Origin of the sequence: Prosthecomicrobium sp. N25, assembly GCF_037203705.1 — a bacterium.
Classification (GTDB): Bacteria; Pseudomonadota; Alphaproteobacteria; order Rhizobiales; family Ancalomicrobiaceae; genus Prosthecodimorpha.
Genome location: NZ_JBBCAT010000001.1, coordinates 993645 through 1009479, shown reverse-complemented (window position 1 = coordinate 1009479; position 15835 = coordinate 993645). Strand labels below are relative to the sequence as shown.

12 protein-coding genes are annotated in these 15835 nt (G+C 68.0%); 6 read left to right on the top strand and 6 right to left on the bottom strand.

Annotated features, from left to right (window positions below; genetic code table 11):
• Positions 1-136: 136 nt before the first annotated feature.
• From WBG79_RS04625 to WBG79_RS04605, 5 genes are all read right to left on the bottom strand, one after another.
• Positions 137-685: a hypothetical protein gene (locus tag WBG79_RS04625; protein WP_337355933.1), complete on the bottom strand. Its 549-nt coding sequence runs from the start codon at positions 683-685 to the stop codon at positions 137-139.
• A 165-nt stretch (positions 686-850) separates the two neighbouring features.
• Positions 851-1339, bottom strand: coding sequence for a hypothetical protein (locus WBG79_RS04620; protein ID WP_337355932.1), 489 nt, complete (start codon positions 1337-1339; stop codon positions 851-853).
• Complete coding sequence (locus WBG79_RS04615) at positions 1336-2178, bottom strand: hypothetical protein (protein WP_337355931.1); 843 nt, start codon at positions 2176-2178, stop codon at positions 1336-1338. Before WBG79_RS04615 ends, WBG79_RS04620 begins: the two co-directional genes overlap by 4 nt.
• Positions 2179-2313: 135 nt before the next feature.
• Positions 2314-4812, bottom strand: coding sequence for a hypothetical protein (locus WBG79_RS04610; protein ID WP_337355930.1), 2499 nt, complete (start codon positions 4810-4812; stop codon positions 2314-2316).
• A gap of 672 nt (positions 4813-5484) precedes the next feature.
• Complete coding sequence (locus tag WBG79_RS04605) at positions 5485-6768, bottom strand: polysaccharide pyruvyl transferase family protein (protein ID WP_337355929.1); 1284 nt, start codon at positions 6766-6768, stop codon at positions 5485-5487.
• A 370-nt stretch (positions 6769-7138) separates the two neighbouring features.
• Here WBG79_RS04605 and WBG79_RS04600 point away from each other — a divergent pair, with 370 nt between their 5' ends.
• From WBG79_RS04600 to WBG79_RS04590, 3 genes are all read left to right on the top strand, one after another.
• Positions 7139-8467: a lipopolysaccharide biosynthesis protein gene (locus WBG79_RS04600; RefSeq protein ID WP_337355928.1), complete on the top strand. Its 1329-nt coding sequence runs from the start codon at positions 7139-7141 to the stop codon at positions 8465-8467.
• 552 nt (positions 8468-9019) lie between these two features.
• Positions 9020-10324, top strand: a complete 1305-nt coding sequence (locus tag WBG79_RS04595) for a UDP-glucose dehydrogenase family protein (RefSeq protein WP_337355927.1) — start codon at positions 9020-9022, stop codon at positions 10322-10324.
• A 28-nt stretch (positions 10325-10352) separates the two neighbouring features.
• On the top strand, positions 10353-11363 hold the full coding sequence (locus WBG79_RS04590) for an NAD-dependent epimerase (protein WP_337355926.1): 1011 nt from the start codon (positions 10353-10355) through the stop codon (positions 11361-11363).
• 13 nt (positions 11364-11376) lie between these two features.
• On the opposite strand, the gene WBG79_RS04585 is transcribed toward WBG79_RS04590, so the two are convergent.
• The gene (locus WBG79_RS04585) at positions 11377-12576 is read right to left on the bottom strand and encodes a glycosyltransferase (RefSeq protein ID WP_337355925.1); all 1200 of its coding nucleotides are present in this window, start codon (positions 12574-12576) and stop codon (positions 11377-11379) included.
• A 355-nt stretch (positions 12577-12931) separates the two neighbouring features.
• Here WBG79_RS04585 and WBG79_RS04580 point away from each other — a divergent pair, with 355 nt between their 5' ends.
• The 3 genes from WBG79_RS04580 (at position 12932) to WBG79_RS04570 (ending at position 15835) form a co-directional block, all read left to right on the top strand.
• A complete protein-coding gene (locus WBG79_RS04580; RefSeq protein ID WP_337355924.1) occupies positions 12932-13513 on the top strand; it encodes a hypothetical protein in 582 nt (193 codons plus the stop codon).
• Positions 13514-13664: 151 nt separating this feature from the next.
• Positions 13665-14831, top strand: coding sequence for a glycosyltransferase family 4 protein (locus WBG79_RS04575; protein ID WP_337355923.1), 1167 nt, complete (start codon positions 13665-13667; stop codon positions 14829-14831).
• Positions 14828-15835 carry a glycosyltransferase gene (locus WBG79_RS04570; RefSeq protein WP_337355922.1) on the top strand — a complete coding sequence of 336 codons (1008 nt, stop codon included), beginning with the start codon at positions 14828-14830 and terminating at the stop codon, positions 15833-15835. The genes WBG79_RS04575 and WBG79_RS04570 overlap by 4 nt, the downstream gene beginning before the upstream one ends.

The window sequence follows — 15835 nt, the reverse complement described above, 5'->3', positions numbered from 1 at the left end:
CGGTCGTCGCGGGGGCGGATCGCCGGGACGAGCCGGGCCATCAGGGATCGAAAGGTCGGACCATGGTGGGCGGATGGGGCTCGGGCGACGGCTCGCGCGGAAGCGGCCACGGCGCACCGGTCAGCGCAACGGCGCTTCAGGCGTTCTCGGCGTACCACTCGTCGAAAGTCTTCGGCGGGACGATGCGGGGCAGCGCGCGCGGGTGCATCTGGCCGATCTTCACCACGTGGAGGAAATAGTCGACGATATACTCCTGGTACGCCTCGGCCTTCGCCTTACGGGCGTTGCCCTCGGCAAAGGCCTGCCCGGTCGTGCCGATGATGATCGCCAGGCCGATCGCCAACTGGACCTGCGGCGGCGTCGGAAGCTTGGGAACGCGCCCGTAGACGGTTGCCATGCGCATGATCAGGAAGCGGGCGGACACGCTCTCCGTGACGAGCGCCTCGGCGCCCGCTGCCGCCAGTTGCCGGGTCGCCAGCCGGGCCGCGAGGACCCGCAGGACCGCGGCGCGCAAGTTGTCGACCGCGACCTTGTTAAGGACAGACCCCGCCCCGCACAGGCCCTCAAAAGCGGCAGGGTTTTCGGCCAGGAAGTATACGAGGCGGCTCCAGGCGGCTGCCTTTGCGGGATCGGGAGCCATGATGTAGTCGACCCAGAAGCCTATGGCGACGTCAATGGGATTCATGAACTCGATCCGCGCTGGAAAGAACCCGCAAGGATCTTTGATACCAGACGCGTCCTGCAAAACTCAACGACAACCGGGCCTCACATTTCCGTCACCGGAGCGCGATTGACCGGTCTTTACACGCGGTCTGTCCAGGCGAGATGTCCGGCCTTCCAAATCCGGACTCTAGTCGACCGCTTCAGGCTCGCGGCGGAGGCCGAGGCCGGAGACGGTCTCGGGCGCGCACTCCTTCGCGTAGGCGACGAAATAGAGTGGCGGGGCCACGATGGTGGAGCCGAAGGCGGAGAGGAAGCGGGCCTTGTAGCGGTCCAGCAGCGGGCCGATGACGGGCCGCTCCTCCGCGACCGTGCCGCGGTACCAGTAGCCGATCCGGCCGAGGCTGCCCAAGGTCAGGGTCAGGTAGTCGTCGTCGCCGCCTTCCGGACGGGCCGGCCCGACCCAGAGCAGGCAGGCATCCTTGACCCCGCCGACGACGAGGTTGCCGGGCTTGCGCAGGATCTCGAAGCCCTGCCCGCGCAGCGCGGCTTCGGCCTCGGCCAGGAAGGTCGGGTTGAGGCGGGCGTAGCCGACCCGGTTCTCGAAAGCGACTTTCAGGCCGATGGTGAGGAGGGCGAAGGCCAGGAACGCCATCGTGAGCGGCCGCGTGAGCGTCATCGGCGCGCCCCGTAGAGGGACACGGCGGCGATCGAGGCGGTGGTCAGCAGGCTCGCGATGTTCGCGCCGACCGAGCCGTGCGCCAGGTCGTAGAGGTCGGGCCGGAGCGCGATGATCCCGATCCGGATCGTGTTGATGGCGACGACGAGCGTCCCCGACAGGGCGAGGAACAGGACGGACCTGGCGAGGCCGCGGGTGCCGTAATGGGCGCGCGCCATGATCCAGCCCAGGAAGGCCAGGGACAGGTTGGCGAAGGAGGAGCAGCCGGCGAGCACGTTCAGGACGGTCTTGCCGTCGCGGGCGAAGACGAGGTTGCCCGAATAGTCGCTGCCGCTGACGGTGGCGACCAGGACGGTGTCGACGAGCAGGATCCAGTCGGTCAGGAACTTGAAGACCATCGGCGCCCACTGGCTCGTGACCGAGAGGGCGAGGATCACCCAGGCGGCCCGCCGGCCGACATCGTCGGTGGCCCGGACCAGGAGCAGGTAGACCGCGAGGAGGGCGAGGCCGGCCCAGGCGAGGCTGGAGATCGGCCACAGGAACAGAAAACCCACCAGGGCCAGGACGGCGCCATCGCGCCGGGTGGTCGGCCCGAGCGTGGACTGGCTCAGGAGATCGAGCACCTGCCACATGCCGACCCAGACCACGATGCTGATCTGGAACGTGGCGTAGAGGGATTCGAGGAGGCCCAGCGTATCGAGGGACGCGGCGACCTTGGCGTAGTCGCCGTTGGCGAAGCCGATCAGCACGAAGGGCACCAGGAGGCTGCCGAAGTCGACGGCGCTGCCCGCCGGGCGATAGGCCGCCGTGGGCCGGAGATCGGTCGCTACGTCAGCCATGCCCACCCTCGGTGATCCGCCCCTGCCCCGCGACCCGGCCTCGCCCGCCGAGCCTTGTACAGGATCCGGGGGTGTTCTCCATCGCAATCTTGTCCGGAACCGGGCGCCGCTTCGGACGTCCGGTTCCGAGAGCCGTCACCGCTTCGGCCTCTTCGATGTGGACCCGCCCGTCGAGGTCGTTCCGGTCCCGGTGGTGGTGCCGCTCGTGGTGGAGCCGCTGCCGGAGATCGGCGACGGGATCACCGAGGGCGAGCCGCCCGGGACCGCGGCGGTGAACTCGGTCCAGGCCTCGGGCTGGTCGGTCGCCGACATGGCGATCACCTTGGCGCGGATGCGCTTCCCTGCGTCGGTGGATTGCACCACGTAGGTCGGGCCGGAGGCGGTCGCCAGCGGGTAGCCGTCGTCGTGGTAGTACTCGTATCGGACCGTCGTCACGCCCGGGAGCTTCGCGTCGACCGTCAAGGTCGAGCCGACCGCGGGGGTGCCCAGGATCTGCGGACGGGCCGAGAAGGGGGCCACCACGGTGGCGACGTCGCGGGTCTTCTTCCAGACCCGGACATAGTCGATCTCCATGTCGTGCAGGGCGGTGCGCGAGGGTTCGCCATAGGACAGGACCATGGCGAAGTTGGAGATGAGGTGGATGCGACGGAAGAGCTCCAGGGGCGTGCGGACCCGATTGAGCTCGACCCCGTCGACCACGATGTAGGTGAATTCGTCGTCCACGATCGTCTTCAGGACGTGCCACTGGCCGTCGTAGAAGTTGATCTTCGGGAAGCCGTTCAGCCCGTTCATCGGGGCCCCGAGCTGCTTGACGCGGTCCTTGTCCTCGTCGGGGGTCCGCCGGCCCATCCAGCCCGCGATGAGGCCCTCGTGCGAATGGGAGGAGCCCGCGTTCACGTAGGTCGGATCACGGCCGTCGAGCTCCAGGTCGTCGAATTCCCAGGCCATGCCGGTGAAGAGCTTCGACCGGTTGACGCCGTAGGACCAGAGCGGCGCCGGGAAATAGCCGCGCGCCACGGGGCCGGTGGGGATCTTGAAGCGGAAGCGGATCTCGCGGGCCATCGGGCCCTGGAAGGTGATGCCCTGGTTGGCCAGGTTGACGGTGCTGATGGCACCGGTCCGCCACGCGCCGCCCGCATACTGGAGGCGGATCGATAGGGTGCCGGTGGCCGGATCGTGGGGGTAGCAGTCGATCGTGTCGGAGGCGTGCCCGAGCACGGCGTTCACCCCGACGGTGTTGTGGGCGAGCCCGCCCTGGCTGTACCAGATGCCCGGCGCCGACTTGTGGCCGTCGACGACGCTGTCCCGCCGGAAGTCGTCGTTGAAGACGAGCTCGCTGAAGGCGCCCTCGACCGTCGAGGGAACCGGCTTGCCCCGGTTCGAGGCCGTCACGGCGGTGTTCTTCGAATCCGCGATGTAGAGGTCCCAAGCCCCCTTGTCGAACTTGTCCTCGGAGACGGGGAAGTCGTCGGCGTCCACCACCGCGGCCGCATTGGCGTAGCGATGGCCGCTCGGCAGCGCGATACCGGCGCGCTGGGCGGCCCACCACTCCAGCTTGGCGACGACCGCATCGGTAAGTTCGCCTTGCAGGTCGAGGTGGGCGTCGATCGCGAAGGCCACGTTCTGGCGGTGGATCGTGCAGCCGAAGGTCGAGGTCGAGCCGTTGTTGTAGACCGGATTGTGGTACTTGCCGGTGCGGATGATCGGGCCGCCGTTGATCTTCAGGCAGTAGTTGCCGTCCACCCGGAAGCCCAGGACGAAGGCCCAGGTCTCCTTGTTCGGCGTCACGTTGGTCGGCGCGACAAGGCTATTATAGCCCGTGTAGTCGTTCCACTGGACCTGCAGCTTGCCCAGGGTCGGGTTGTAGATGACGGCGCCGCAGCGGTTGTTGGCGCTGCCCGTGTAGCCGTGCGGCACGACCACGAAGGTCTCCGCGCCGGCCGTCGGGTCGATGCGCAGGATCGTCAGGTGGGCCCTGACGAGCAGATGGCGCATCGCGTCGTTGGGCCACACGAGGTGGTTCGGGGCGCGGGCCGGGAACTCGACTCCCCTGCCGTCGGCGGTGCGGACGGGCTGCAGGGTCGGGTCCGCCTGGGCGGCGAGCGCCGCCCGGCAGCCGCGCGCCTTCCACTGGGAGACGGGGCCGATGCCGAGGTCCTCCTGGTGCCAGCCGTTCACGACCAGATGGTCGTTCACGTAGGGACTCCAGGGCATGCCGGGCGACATGCCCTGCCGGAGGACGAGAGTCTGGGCGACGACAGGCTGGGTGGTGTCGGTGAGGCTGCGATGCAGACGGGTCAGGTATCGGCCGGGCTCCCGGAACAGGGAGGGCCCCAGGTTCAGGTTCGCGCCGGTGCCCGAGACGCCGACCTCGTAGGTCTGGCTGCGGCTGACCAAGGTTGCGCCGGAGGTGGACGACAGGCCGCTGATCTCTCCGATCAGCGTGCCGGCCGGATCGGTCAGGGCGATCGGCCGGCCGTTGACGAAGGCCAGCGAGCCCGTCGAGGTCGTGGCCCGGCCGAGCTTCTGCAAGCCCGACGGGAGGGCGGAAGCCGGACCTGCCATGAACAGGCAGGCCGCGCCGCCGAGCAGGCCCCTTCGCGTCACCCGGGGATCGATCGGGGTATCCACCATCGCATTCACCTTTCAACCAGACCTTGGCGTCGGAGCCTTCGCGCCGGACGGCGGAGGTCGAGGATCCCCCGCGGGCCGCCGGGCAGGACGAAGGACATGTCCTCTCGCGCTTTCCGGGACCGATGCTGGGGTCGGGCGCCTTAAGGGCCGGTGACCAATTTGGCCTTGAAACTCATGGGGTTGGCATATGGTTATGGGGACCCGAACGGCTTCCCGGAGGTTTTAGTCGAGTGGTCGGGATCGCGTGAGCCGCGGGGGACTTCACGCAGCGCTTGCATTCTCCGGGCAGGACTTCGCCAAGATGAGCGCCAAGGTCAGGCCCTGGTCATGTTGGCCGAGACTGGTGGAGCCGAAGTCGATCTTGCGAGATCTGTGAGATACGGGACAGATCAGCCTCGGCCTGCGGGTCTGTCGTGAAGTCTTTCGCAGCGACGCCCAGTTCTCGCCTTCGTGATCCATGCGCATTCTCCGGTGGGGCGACCGAGACGACGGGCCCTCGGAAGCCTTCAGGAAACGTCAACCTTTCCGGCGATTCCCGCCGTGGCAGACGGTCATCGCAGGCGGAGGCGGCGAGACTGTGAAGGCGAGAAGGCAATGCCGCGGCTGCCTGCGACCCGCCGGGCCTCGCCTCGGCCCGGCGCGCGGTCGGGGCGGCAAGGGAGCAGGAGCCCGTCAGCAGGGCTGCATCATGGCCTGCAAGGCTTTGTCGTAGAGGTCGTCGATCCGCCTGGCCTGCTCGTCCACGATGGCTGCGCACAATGCGGCATAGCGGGGGCGGTCGGCGAGGATCTGCGACACGTCGGCGACCACGCGCTCCGACCAACCCGGATCGGTCGATCGTCTCGTCGCGAGAGGATAGCGGATCTCCTGCATGATCCCGGTCAGCTTGTGGACGGAGGGTTCCACGGTGACCACCGGGGTGCCGGCGCTCATGGCCAGGATGCTGGAGTGCAGGCGGCTGCTCACCAGGACGGCGAGGCGGGACATGATGGACTGGAGGTCGCGATATTTGGGCTGCCAGCCGACCACCTTGCCATCGTAGCGCAGGGCCATGCGCTCGGCGAAGGCGAGATCGTGGTTGGCGGCGTTCGACACGAAGACGAAGGGCCTACCCGTGGCCTTCAACGCCGAGAACAGCGCGTCCCACTCGTCGAGGCCGGATTCCGCCTCCAGACCGTTGATCGAGAAGCCGATGGCACCCTCGGGAACGATGGCCCCGGCGGGCAGCGGGCCGGGCTCGCGCGAGACGCGGAAGACGATGTCCGGTACGACCTGGATCCTGTTCGGCGTCACGCCCAGGGCGCGCACGGCATCGGCGGACGGCTCCTCGCGGACGGCCAGGAAGTCGCAGTGCCGATAGACGTGGGACACGACGGCGCGCAGGCGTGGTTCCTCGATCTCGAGGCTGTGGTTGATGATCGCGGTGCGCTTGCCGGCCCGCTGGGCGGCCCGCATCAGCATCAGGATCCTGAGATTCTGGTCCGGGTCGCCGGTGGGGTGGAATTCGCCGGCGGGATTCCAGATGACCAGGTCGGCCCAGTTCAGGGTATCGAGGGTCGTATTGGCCTCCTCGCGCCCGATCAGGCCGAGGGCGGCGAGGTTGCGGCGCACGCCGATGCGGCGCTTCACGCTTCGCACCCAGCCCGGCAGTTCCTTGCCGCTTGTATCCAGGGCGACCAGACTCTCGTCGGCCAGCGGCGCGAGGCTCGGGTTCGACACGGGCCGCTCCCGGGGGAGTTCGGCCTCGGTCAGGCGCTCGAAGGTCGGGACGGCTTCGGAGAGGTCCGGACCGAATTCCGCAAAGGACCTCGTCTCCAGCTTGCGCGGATAGCGGTCGAGCACCCGCGTCTCGAGGTCCGGCTTCTGCCGGAACATCCTGATGAGCTCGGTCGACAGAGCCTCGTTCCCGGCGTTCTGCGTACTGAGACGCGTGATCAGCGCCGTCTTTGTCTTCATGCTGCACATTCCCATCTCTTTGGCTCAGCCCTGCCGAGCCAGACCTCCGTCGACGCAATCGTCCAATTCCTGTGGCGCATACGTCACGGCCACCGGTGATCCATCGGATATCCGGCGTGCCGAGCGATGCCTGTTAGTTTTAACGATCTTTCAGCGCTAGACTTCCCATAAGTTGTAGTCTTCTCTACACCCACGATGTCGCGCGCTGCATTGCTCAAGATCGCCCGGTCGACAATGGGCTCGGATGGGTGCTCTTGTCAAAAGAGGAAATGCGCGGTCGCTTTGTCCTCAATTGGTACACAGTTGGACACATTGGGTCTACGAGGTTGATTCTGGAGAGCTTGCAGGCCCTCCCGGGAAAGACGGTGTTATGATCGATAGCATTCGGAAGCTCCTGCGATCCCACGCGGGATTCGTCCGGTCCGTGATCTTCTACGGATTTGGCCAGGTCGCCCTCAAGGGTCTCGACCTTTTGGCCTTCATCCTGCTTGCTCGCGCTCTGACGCCGCATGAACTCGGTTTCGTCGGCACCATGGCGCTGGTCGCATTCCTGGTCGTGGACATCTGCACGCTCGGCATCCCCCGGATCGGCGTCCCCCGCTTCATCGCGACCTCGGAGGAGGATTCCCGGGCCATCGCCGCCACGGGCGCGTCCTTCAGCTTCGTGTTCTTCGCCGTGCTGGCGGCCGCGATCCTGCTCGTGCCGACGCGCGTGCTGGAAACGGTCGTCGACGCGGACCTCGTGTTTCCGCTCAGACTTTACATCCTGTCCTTCGCGTTCCGGCCGATCATCTACATGGAGTTCGAGATCTTCCGGATGACCGGCCGCACGGGTCTCCACGCGTTTCTGGAGACGATTCCGTCGATGATCAACGTTGTGGTCCTGTTCTTGTTCCTCGACCGGAAGAGCAGCGACCTCGTCGTCACGGGCTATTCGCAGATCGCCGGCTGGGCCCCCATGTTCCTCTGGGCGACCTACCGCGTGTTCGCGCTGCACGGCTTCGGCTTCTCCAAAATGGGCGTCCTGCTCCGCTACTCCCTGCCGCTCATCATCCACAGGGCCATGACGGAGTTGAGCAGCATGGCGAGCCGCTGGGTCGTGCTGTTCATGCTCGGCCTCGGCGCGGCCGGCGGCTATACCTTCCTGTCCCGCCTCGGCGACCTCACCAAACTGGCCGCCATGCCGCTGCAGAAGGCCTGGCTTCCGTCCCTTCTCCGGGCCGCGACGAAGAACGACCAGAAATCGGTCGGCCAGATGGCCATCTTCTACATGCTGTCGTCCTTCGCGATCTATCTCGTGATGATCGTCTTCTATGATCGCATCGCCGCGTTTATCGACAAGTCGGGCCAGTACGCGATGCTGTACGACGCGATCGCGCCCGTGGTGGTCGGGGCCTGGCTCACGTCCTACAACAACATCTTCGGCATCGGCTTCTTCGTCTCCCGCCAGAACAAGAAGATCATCCCCATCTCCGTCACGGCGCTCGCCCTCAATGTCGTCCTGAGCGTCTTGTTCGTCTGGTATGGCGGGCTCCAGCTCGCGGTCTACGCCAACGTGATCGTCAACGCCTTTTTCGCGTTCATGACCCACCTGATCGGAAAACGGTATTTCTCGATCACCTACCGGCCGGCGGTGATCACCGCCTATCTCACCCTGGCGGGCGGACTCGCGCTGGCCCTGGTCCGAATCCTGACGTGAGGCCCCCGCCCCCCGGGGCGGCGGCGCCGCGCCTTTCCCGCCGGAATCGGCCGGACTGCACCGGCCACCCGCAGGACTGATCGGGGGCGTGCCTTAACCCAAAATCAACATTGTCCGGAAAGCGGTTGCGGCTTGGTGGGAAATCCGGTGTAATCGCGCCGCACAATAGCCCGGGGCAGGAAGCTCCCGCGGCGAGACCGCAGGGCATAGTTTTCAAGACGCGAGACGATCGTGAGACGTCGAACCGATTCTGTTAAGTGTTGCTGGAACCATCGATCCCCCCGGTTCGTCCGGAGAGTGACGGAAGGCCGCATCGACTTGCAGCCATCGAGGAATTCCAGTTCCTCCGGTCCGAATCCACAATCGCTCGCGAGCGTTTCGAGCCGCTGCCCGTGACCGTCGTTCCGGCGGAGACGTGCAGCCTGTTGCCCGGCCTGCCGGGCACGTATCGGAGGCCTGTCCACCCCTCGGGCGGACCCGGCGCCGGAGCGCGGCCGTACGCCGGCTGCGGGCCGGCACAAGCCTCCCAACAGCCAAAGAGGTAAGAGCTGCATGCGCATCGCGATGATCGGATCGGGCTATGTCGGATTGGTTTCGGGAGCCTGCCTGGCGGATTTCGGCCATGACGTGGTCTGCATCGACAACAACCCGGACAAGATCGCGGCCCTGAAGGACGGGCGGATTCCGATTTTCGAGCCCGGCCTCGACACGCTCGTGGCCAGCAACGTCAAGGCGGGGCGCCTCACCTTCACCACCGACCTGAAGAGCGCGGTCGCGGAGTCCGCCGTCGTCTTCATCGCGGTGGGCACCCCGTCCCGGCGCGGCGACGGCCATGCCGACCTCTCCTACGTGCACGGCGTCGCCCAGGAGATCGCCCGGGCCGTCAAGGGCTTCACGGTCGTGGTCACGAAGTCGACCGTGCCGGTGGGCACCGGCGACGAGGTCGAGCGGATCATCCGCGAGGAGAACCCGCAGGCGGACGTCTCGGTCTGCTCCAATCCGGAGTTCCTGCGCGAAGGCGCGGCGATCTCGGACTTCAAGCGGCCGGACCGCATCGTGGTCGGCGTCGCGGACGACCGTGCCCGCGAGGTGATGACCGAGGTCTACCGGCCGCTCTACCTCAACCAGTCGCCGATCCTCTTCACGGAGCGGCGCACGTCCGAGCTCATCAAGTACGCCGCCAACGCGTTCCTGGCGATGAAGATCACCTTCATCAACGAGATGGCGGACCTCTGCGAGAAGGTCGGCGCCAACGTGCAGGACGTTGCGCGCGGCATCGGCCTCGACAACCGGATCGGCTCCAAGTTCCTGCATGCCGGGCCGGGCTACGGCGGATCCTGCTTCCCGAAGGACACGCTGGCGCTGGTCAAGACCGCGCAGGACTATGATTCGCCGGTCCGGCTGATCGAGGCTACGGTCGCCATCAACGACACCCGCAAGCGCGCCATGGCCCGCAAGGTCATCCAGGCCTGCGGGGGCTCGGTGCGCGGCAAGACGATCGCGATCCTGGGCCTCACCTTCAAGCCGAACACCGACGACATGCGCGATTCCCCCGCCCTGTCGGTCATCCAGGCCCTGCAGGACGCCGGCGCCAGCATCCGGGCCTACGACCCCGAGGGGACCGAGCAGGCGAAGCCGCTCCTCTCCAACGTGACCTTCTGCAACAACGCCTACGAGGCGGCCGAAGGGGCGAGCGCGGTCACGATCGTGACCGAGTGGGACCAGTTCCGGGCCCTCGACCTCAACCGGATCAAGGCGATCGTGGAGGCGCCGGTGCTGGTCGACCTGCGCAACATCTACAAGCCCGACGAGGTGCGCCGGCGCGGCTTCACGTATGTCAGCATCGGCCGCGCCTGAAAGCGCCCACTCGGCGGAAGGTCACTCCATGCGTTTCCTGATCACCGGAACGGCCGGCTTCATCGGCTTCCATCTGGCCAAGCGGCTCCTCGACGACGGCCATTTCGTCGTTGGCTTCGACGCCATGACGGACTATTACGACCGCCGGCTGAAGGAAGCCCGCCATGCCATCCTGGGCCGTTCCAACGGCTTCAGGGCGGTGGTGGCGCGGCTCGAGGACATGGAGGCGCTCACGAGGGCCGGCGAACTCGCCGAGCCCGACGTGATCGTGCATCTGGCCGCCCAGGCGGGCGTGCGCTACTCGCTCGAGCATCCGCGGACCTACGTGGATGCCAACCTGGTCGGCTCGTTCAACGTGCTGGAGCTGGCGCGCGTGCTGCAGCCGAAGCACCTGCTGCTCGCCTCGACGAGCTCCGTCTACGGGGCGAACGAGGAGATGCCCTTCCGCGAATCCCACAAGGCCGACTGGCCCATCACGCTCTATGCGGCCTCAAAAAAGGCGATGGAGGAGATGGCCCATTCGTACTCCCACCTGTGGGGCATCCCGACCACGTGCTTCCGCTTCTTCACGGTCTACGGGCCGTGGGGGCGTCCCGACATGGCGCTCTTCAAGTTCGTGAAGTCGATCCTCGCCGGCGAGCCCATCGAGGTCTACGGCATGGGCGAGATGAAGCGCGACTTCACCTACATCGACGACCTCGTGGAGGCGATCGTCCGGCTCGTCGACAATGCGCCCGTCAAGGGGGATCCGGTCTCGGCGGACGGGGTGGTCGACACCCTGTCGCCTGCGGCGCCCTGGCGGGTGGTCAACATCGCGGGCGGCACGCCCGTCAAGCTGATGGACTTCGTGACCTGCGTCGAGCAGGCCACCGGCCGGACCGCCGAGAAGATCATGCTGCCGATCCAAAAGGGGGACGTGCGCGAGACCTTCGCGGACCACCGCCTGCTCGAGGCGCTCACCGGCTACCGGCCTTCGACGCCGGTCGACGTCGGCGTGCCGGCCTTCGTGGAGTGGTACCGGAGCTACAACGGCCTGTGAGGCCGGGGCCGGTTCAACGGGCCAGGGCCGACGCGATCGGGGCCGGCAGCCCGCGGGAGGCGGCGGCGCGGGCATAGGCCTCGCCGATCAGGCGCATCATGTGGTCGGCGTCCCAGGCGGACATGTCCATCGCGCGGGCGCCGGCGGCGTAGCGGGCGCGCCGGTCCGGGTCGGCGGCGAGCGCCAGCATCGCATCGACCACCGGACCGACCCCGTCCAAGCCGACGACGTCCCCGGTACGGCCGTCCTCCACCACGCGCTCGATGCCGGCGAGGGCCGGCACGACCACCGGCCGCCCTCCCATCACGTATTGCAGCACGACCCGGGGCAGGCCCTCGTTGGAGGCGGCGTGGACGCAGAGATCCGCCGCCGCGATGAGGCGTTCCAGGTCGCCGCGGTGGCCGAGGAGAAGGACCTTGTCGGCCAGCCCCCCGGCGGCGACGCGTTTCTCGACCGCCGGCCGCTCGGGGCCATCGCCGACGACGACGAGGCGCAGGTCCGGCGGCATGCCGCGGCGACCGAGTTCCTCGACGAGCTCGGTTACGCGCTTGCGCGGCTCCAGCGCGCCGGCGACGAGCGCGACGACGGCCGGTCCGGCCGGCGTCGTCAGCCATGACGGGTCGACGCCGAAGAGGCCGGCGCGGTCCGGAGCGGTGGCGTTGCGGAAGCGCGCCACGTTCATCCCGCTCGGGGCGACCACGTGGGTCTCGGCCGTGCCGAGGCCGTGGGCGATGCAGACGTCCCGCATGCCCTCGCTGACGTCGATGAACTGGTCCGTCACCCGGGCGGCCAGCCGCTCCAGGGCGAGGAAGACCTTCGCCTTGGCCGGCGAGACGTTGACGAAGGGCAGGATGTGCACCGTGTGGACGACAAGCGGGGCGCGGACGATCGCGGCGGCGAAGCGGCCGAGGATGCCGGCCTTGCTTTCGTGCGTGTGCAGGACATCGGGGCGCAGGCGGCGCAGGAGCGCCACCAGGGTCGCCAGGGCGACCCCATCGTGCCAGGGGTTCACCTCGCGCACGAGAGAGCTGACGACCTCCAGCCGCACGGCGGGATCGAGCTTGGCGACCATGTCGGGATGATGCTCCCGTCCGACCACGAGCACCACGTCCAGGCCGGCGCGCGCCTGCCTGTTGCAGGTGATGAGAGTGTTCTCGTCCGCACCGCCGCGAATGAAGCGCGTGATGACGTGGACGACGGTACACCCTGCCATTGTATCTCCCTGCCCGACCGGTGAACGCTTCGACATCCTATTCAATCATCTCGGCGGTTGCCAAACAATAGATTTCTGCTGCCATATTCTTGCCATAAGTTTGGAACCGAGGCTATTCTGAAACGTTCCTTCCGTAACCCGCAGAATTTTTCCCTCAGGCCTGACATGGTTATCGGGCCTGGCCAGTGTAATGAACGCCCCACGATCAGCTTTCGCGGCTACGTACCTGAAAAAGTAGCGGGATCATTTTCCTAAACGGATTCGACTCCCCTTCTTGACGGCTATTTCGCAACTGCGATATCAGAGATGGTTGCGGGGCCTCGAATCACTATCGAGGTCGGTCAGGAGGCCATACATGACATCACTTCGACTAAAGGTTGTACGCGCCCTCGCGTGTACGGCGCTTGCGGGGCTTGCGGCGGCTCCGGTGCAGGCCGCCGGCGTCACCAACGGCGACTTCGCCACCAACGACATGACGGGCTGGACGATCAACTTCGGGACCGTCGACGCCTCGTCGGGCCGGGCCACGATCGGCAACTCGGGATCGGGCGGCTTCGCGGGCCTGTTCTCGCAAGCGCTGTCTCTGGCGGCGGGCTGGTACAACGTCTCGTTCGACTACAAGGTCACCGGGTCGTCGCTCGGAACCTGGGGCGTGACGGCCGGCGGCACGACGCTCGCCAACTTCGGCGGCACCCTGTTCGCGCCGAGCTCGGGGACCAACTCCGGGTCCTTCTACAGCAACGGCGTCCAGTCCGTGCTGCTGAGCGCCGGTGCGTTCGGCTTCGGCGGTCCGACCTCGTCGGTGTCGTTCGACAACTTCTCGCTCAGCGCGGCATCGGTCCCCGGGCCCGTCGCGGGCGCGGCCCTGCCGCTGCTCGCCGGGTTCGGCGGCTTCATGGCCTGGCGCCGGCGCCGGGCGCGGGCCGCCACGGCTTGAAGGACGGCTCGAAGAATGCGGGGGGAGGCCGGCGCGACGCGTCGGCCTCCCCTCTCGCTTTTTGCACCGCGGCGACGGGTCGGTTGCGGCGGCTCCGTCGAACAGGTAAGCCCAGGGTCGGGATCGCCCCCGGGCGTCCGCCGGAGAGTGCATGACTGATCGCCTGCTCCTGGTCGTCGCCGCGTTCTTCCCCGACAGCTACGGCGGGGCGGAGCGGCAGGCGCAGATCCTGGCCGACGCGCTCGGCCGGCGCGGGGTCGACGTCACCCTGGTCGCTCCGACGGTCGCGCCGGATGTGCCGGAGGTCGAGGAAACCGCATTCGGGCGGATCGTGCGGCGCAAGGTCCGCCACTACCCGAACCTCGGCGGACGCCGGATCGCCTCGTTCCTGGCCTGGACCGCCTGGTTCGCGGCCCGCTTCGGCGGTGCGGCATGGCGGGGCGTGCCCGTCTACGTGTTTCATGCGCGGCTGCACGCGGCCGGACCGGCGCTGGCTGCGATGCGCAGCGGCTCGCCGCTCCTCGTCAAGCTCGGCGGCGGCGGCGAGGCGTCCGAATTCGCGGCGCTGCGCGCGAAGCGCTTCTTCTACGGGGACTGGGTCGAGGCCCTGCTGCGGCGGCGGGTCGACCGCTTCGTGGCCAACAGCGGCCAAATCGCAGACGAACTCCTCGCGCTCGGCATCCCGGACCGGCGCATCGCGCGCTTCCCGAACGGGGTGGTGCTGCCTCCCGCCGAGCGGCTCGAGGCGGCGCTGGCGGGCCGGTCGGGGCGGCGCTTCGTGTATGCGGGCCGGCTCGTCGCCGACAAGCGCATCGCGGTCCTGCACGAGGCCGCCCTGGCGGTCGAGCAAGGCGGCGACGCGGTCGAGCTCAGGCTCGTCGGGGAAGGCCCGGAGCGGGACCGGCTGGCGCCGACGCTGGCGAAGGACGGGTCCGCGGCGGTGCGCTATCCGGGCTACACGGCCGACGTCTACGGGGAGCTTCTCGGCGCCGATTTCTTCGTGTCCGCATCCATGCGGGAGGGCCAGTCCAACGCCCTGCTCGAGGCCATGTCGGCGGGCGTCGTGCCCATCGTGTACGCGGCGAGCGGGGTCGCCGAGATCGTGACGCAGGGCGAGACCGGCTTCGTGGTCCCGGAATCCACGCCGGAGGCCTTCGCGGCGGCCATGCGGGCGGCCCTCAGGCTCGATCCCGATCGCCGGGCCGCGATGGCCCGGGCGGCGCGGGGCTTCGCGGAGGCCCACATCGGAATCGACTCGGTCGCCGAGCGCACGCTCGCGACCATCGCGGACATCCAGCGCGAAAGGAGCGGCCCGTGAGCACGACGGCACCCGTCGCCGGCACCTCGCCGCGCGTTTCGGTGGTGATGACCTGCTACAACGAGGGGCCGTTCATCGGCGCGGCGGTCCGGTCCGTGACGGATCAGACGCGGGCCGACCTCGTCGACAAGATCGTGATCGCCGACGACGGCTCCGCGCCGGAGACGATCGCGGTGCTGAGGGAGCTGGAGGCGGCGGACCGACGCGTCGAGGTCCTCTACGGGACGGGCGGAAACGGGATCTCGCGACAGCGCAACCTCGCCATCGCCCGGACTTCGACGCCGTTCGTCGCGATCCTGGACGGCGACGACCTGTGGACGCCCGACAAGATCGAGACGGAACTGCCGCTGATCGAGGCCGATCCGCAGGTCGGGCTGGTCTACTCGGACTTCTACCTCTTCGCGGACGGCGATCTCTCCTCCGCGCATCTCGCCAAGGCGCTGGACATCACAGGCGCGGCGGACCTGGCGAAGGCCTATTTCCAGGTCGACCCGCCGATCGTGCCGTCGACGACCATCCTGCGCCGCGCCGTCCTCGACGAGGTCGGCGGCTTCGACCCGTCCGTCAAGGTGTTCGAGGATACGGACCTGTTCAACAGGCTCGCACGGGTCTGCCGGTTCGCCTTCACGCCGAAGCCGCTCCTCTACAAGCGGGTGCGGCGGTCGAGCATCACCGGCTCGAACCGGGACCTGATGGCGCAACATGCCTTCGTGGCGTTCCGGGCGGCCGCCGCGGATCCGCGGCTGATGCCGCTCGTTCCCGCGCGGCTGGCCGAACGGGCCAGCAAGCTCGCCAACAGCCGATTCCTGACCGGGGACTACGAGGAGGCCGTCGCGCTGGCGCGGCTGGCCCTGCGGCTCGACCCGCTCAGTCTCCGATCCTGGCTCTCGCGGGTGGCCACGGCGCCGGTCATGCGGCCCATCGTGGGCCGGATGGCGTCGGTGGCGGGCCGCCGCAAGGCACTCGGGGTGCAGGACCCGGCCGGCGGCGGATCCGGGAGGTAG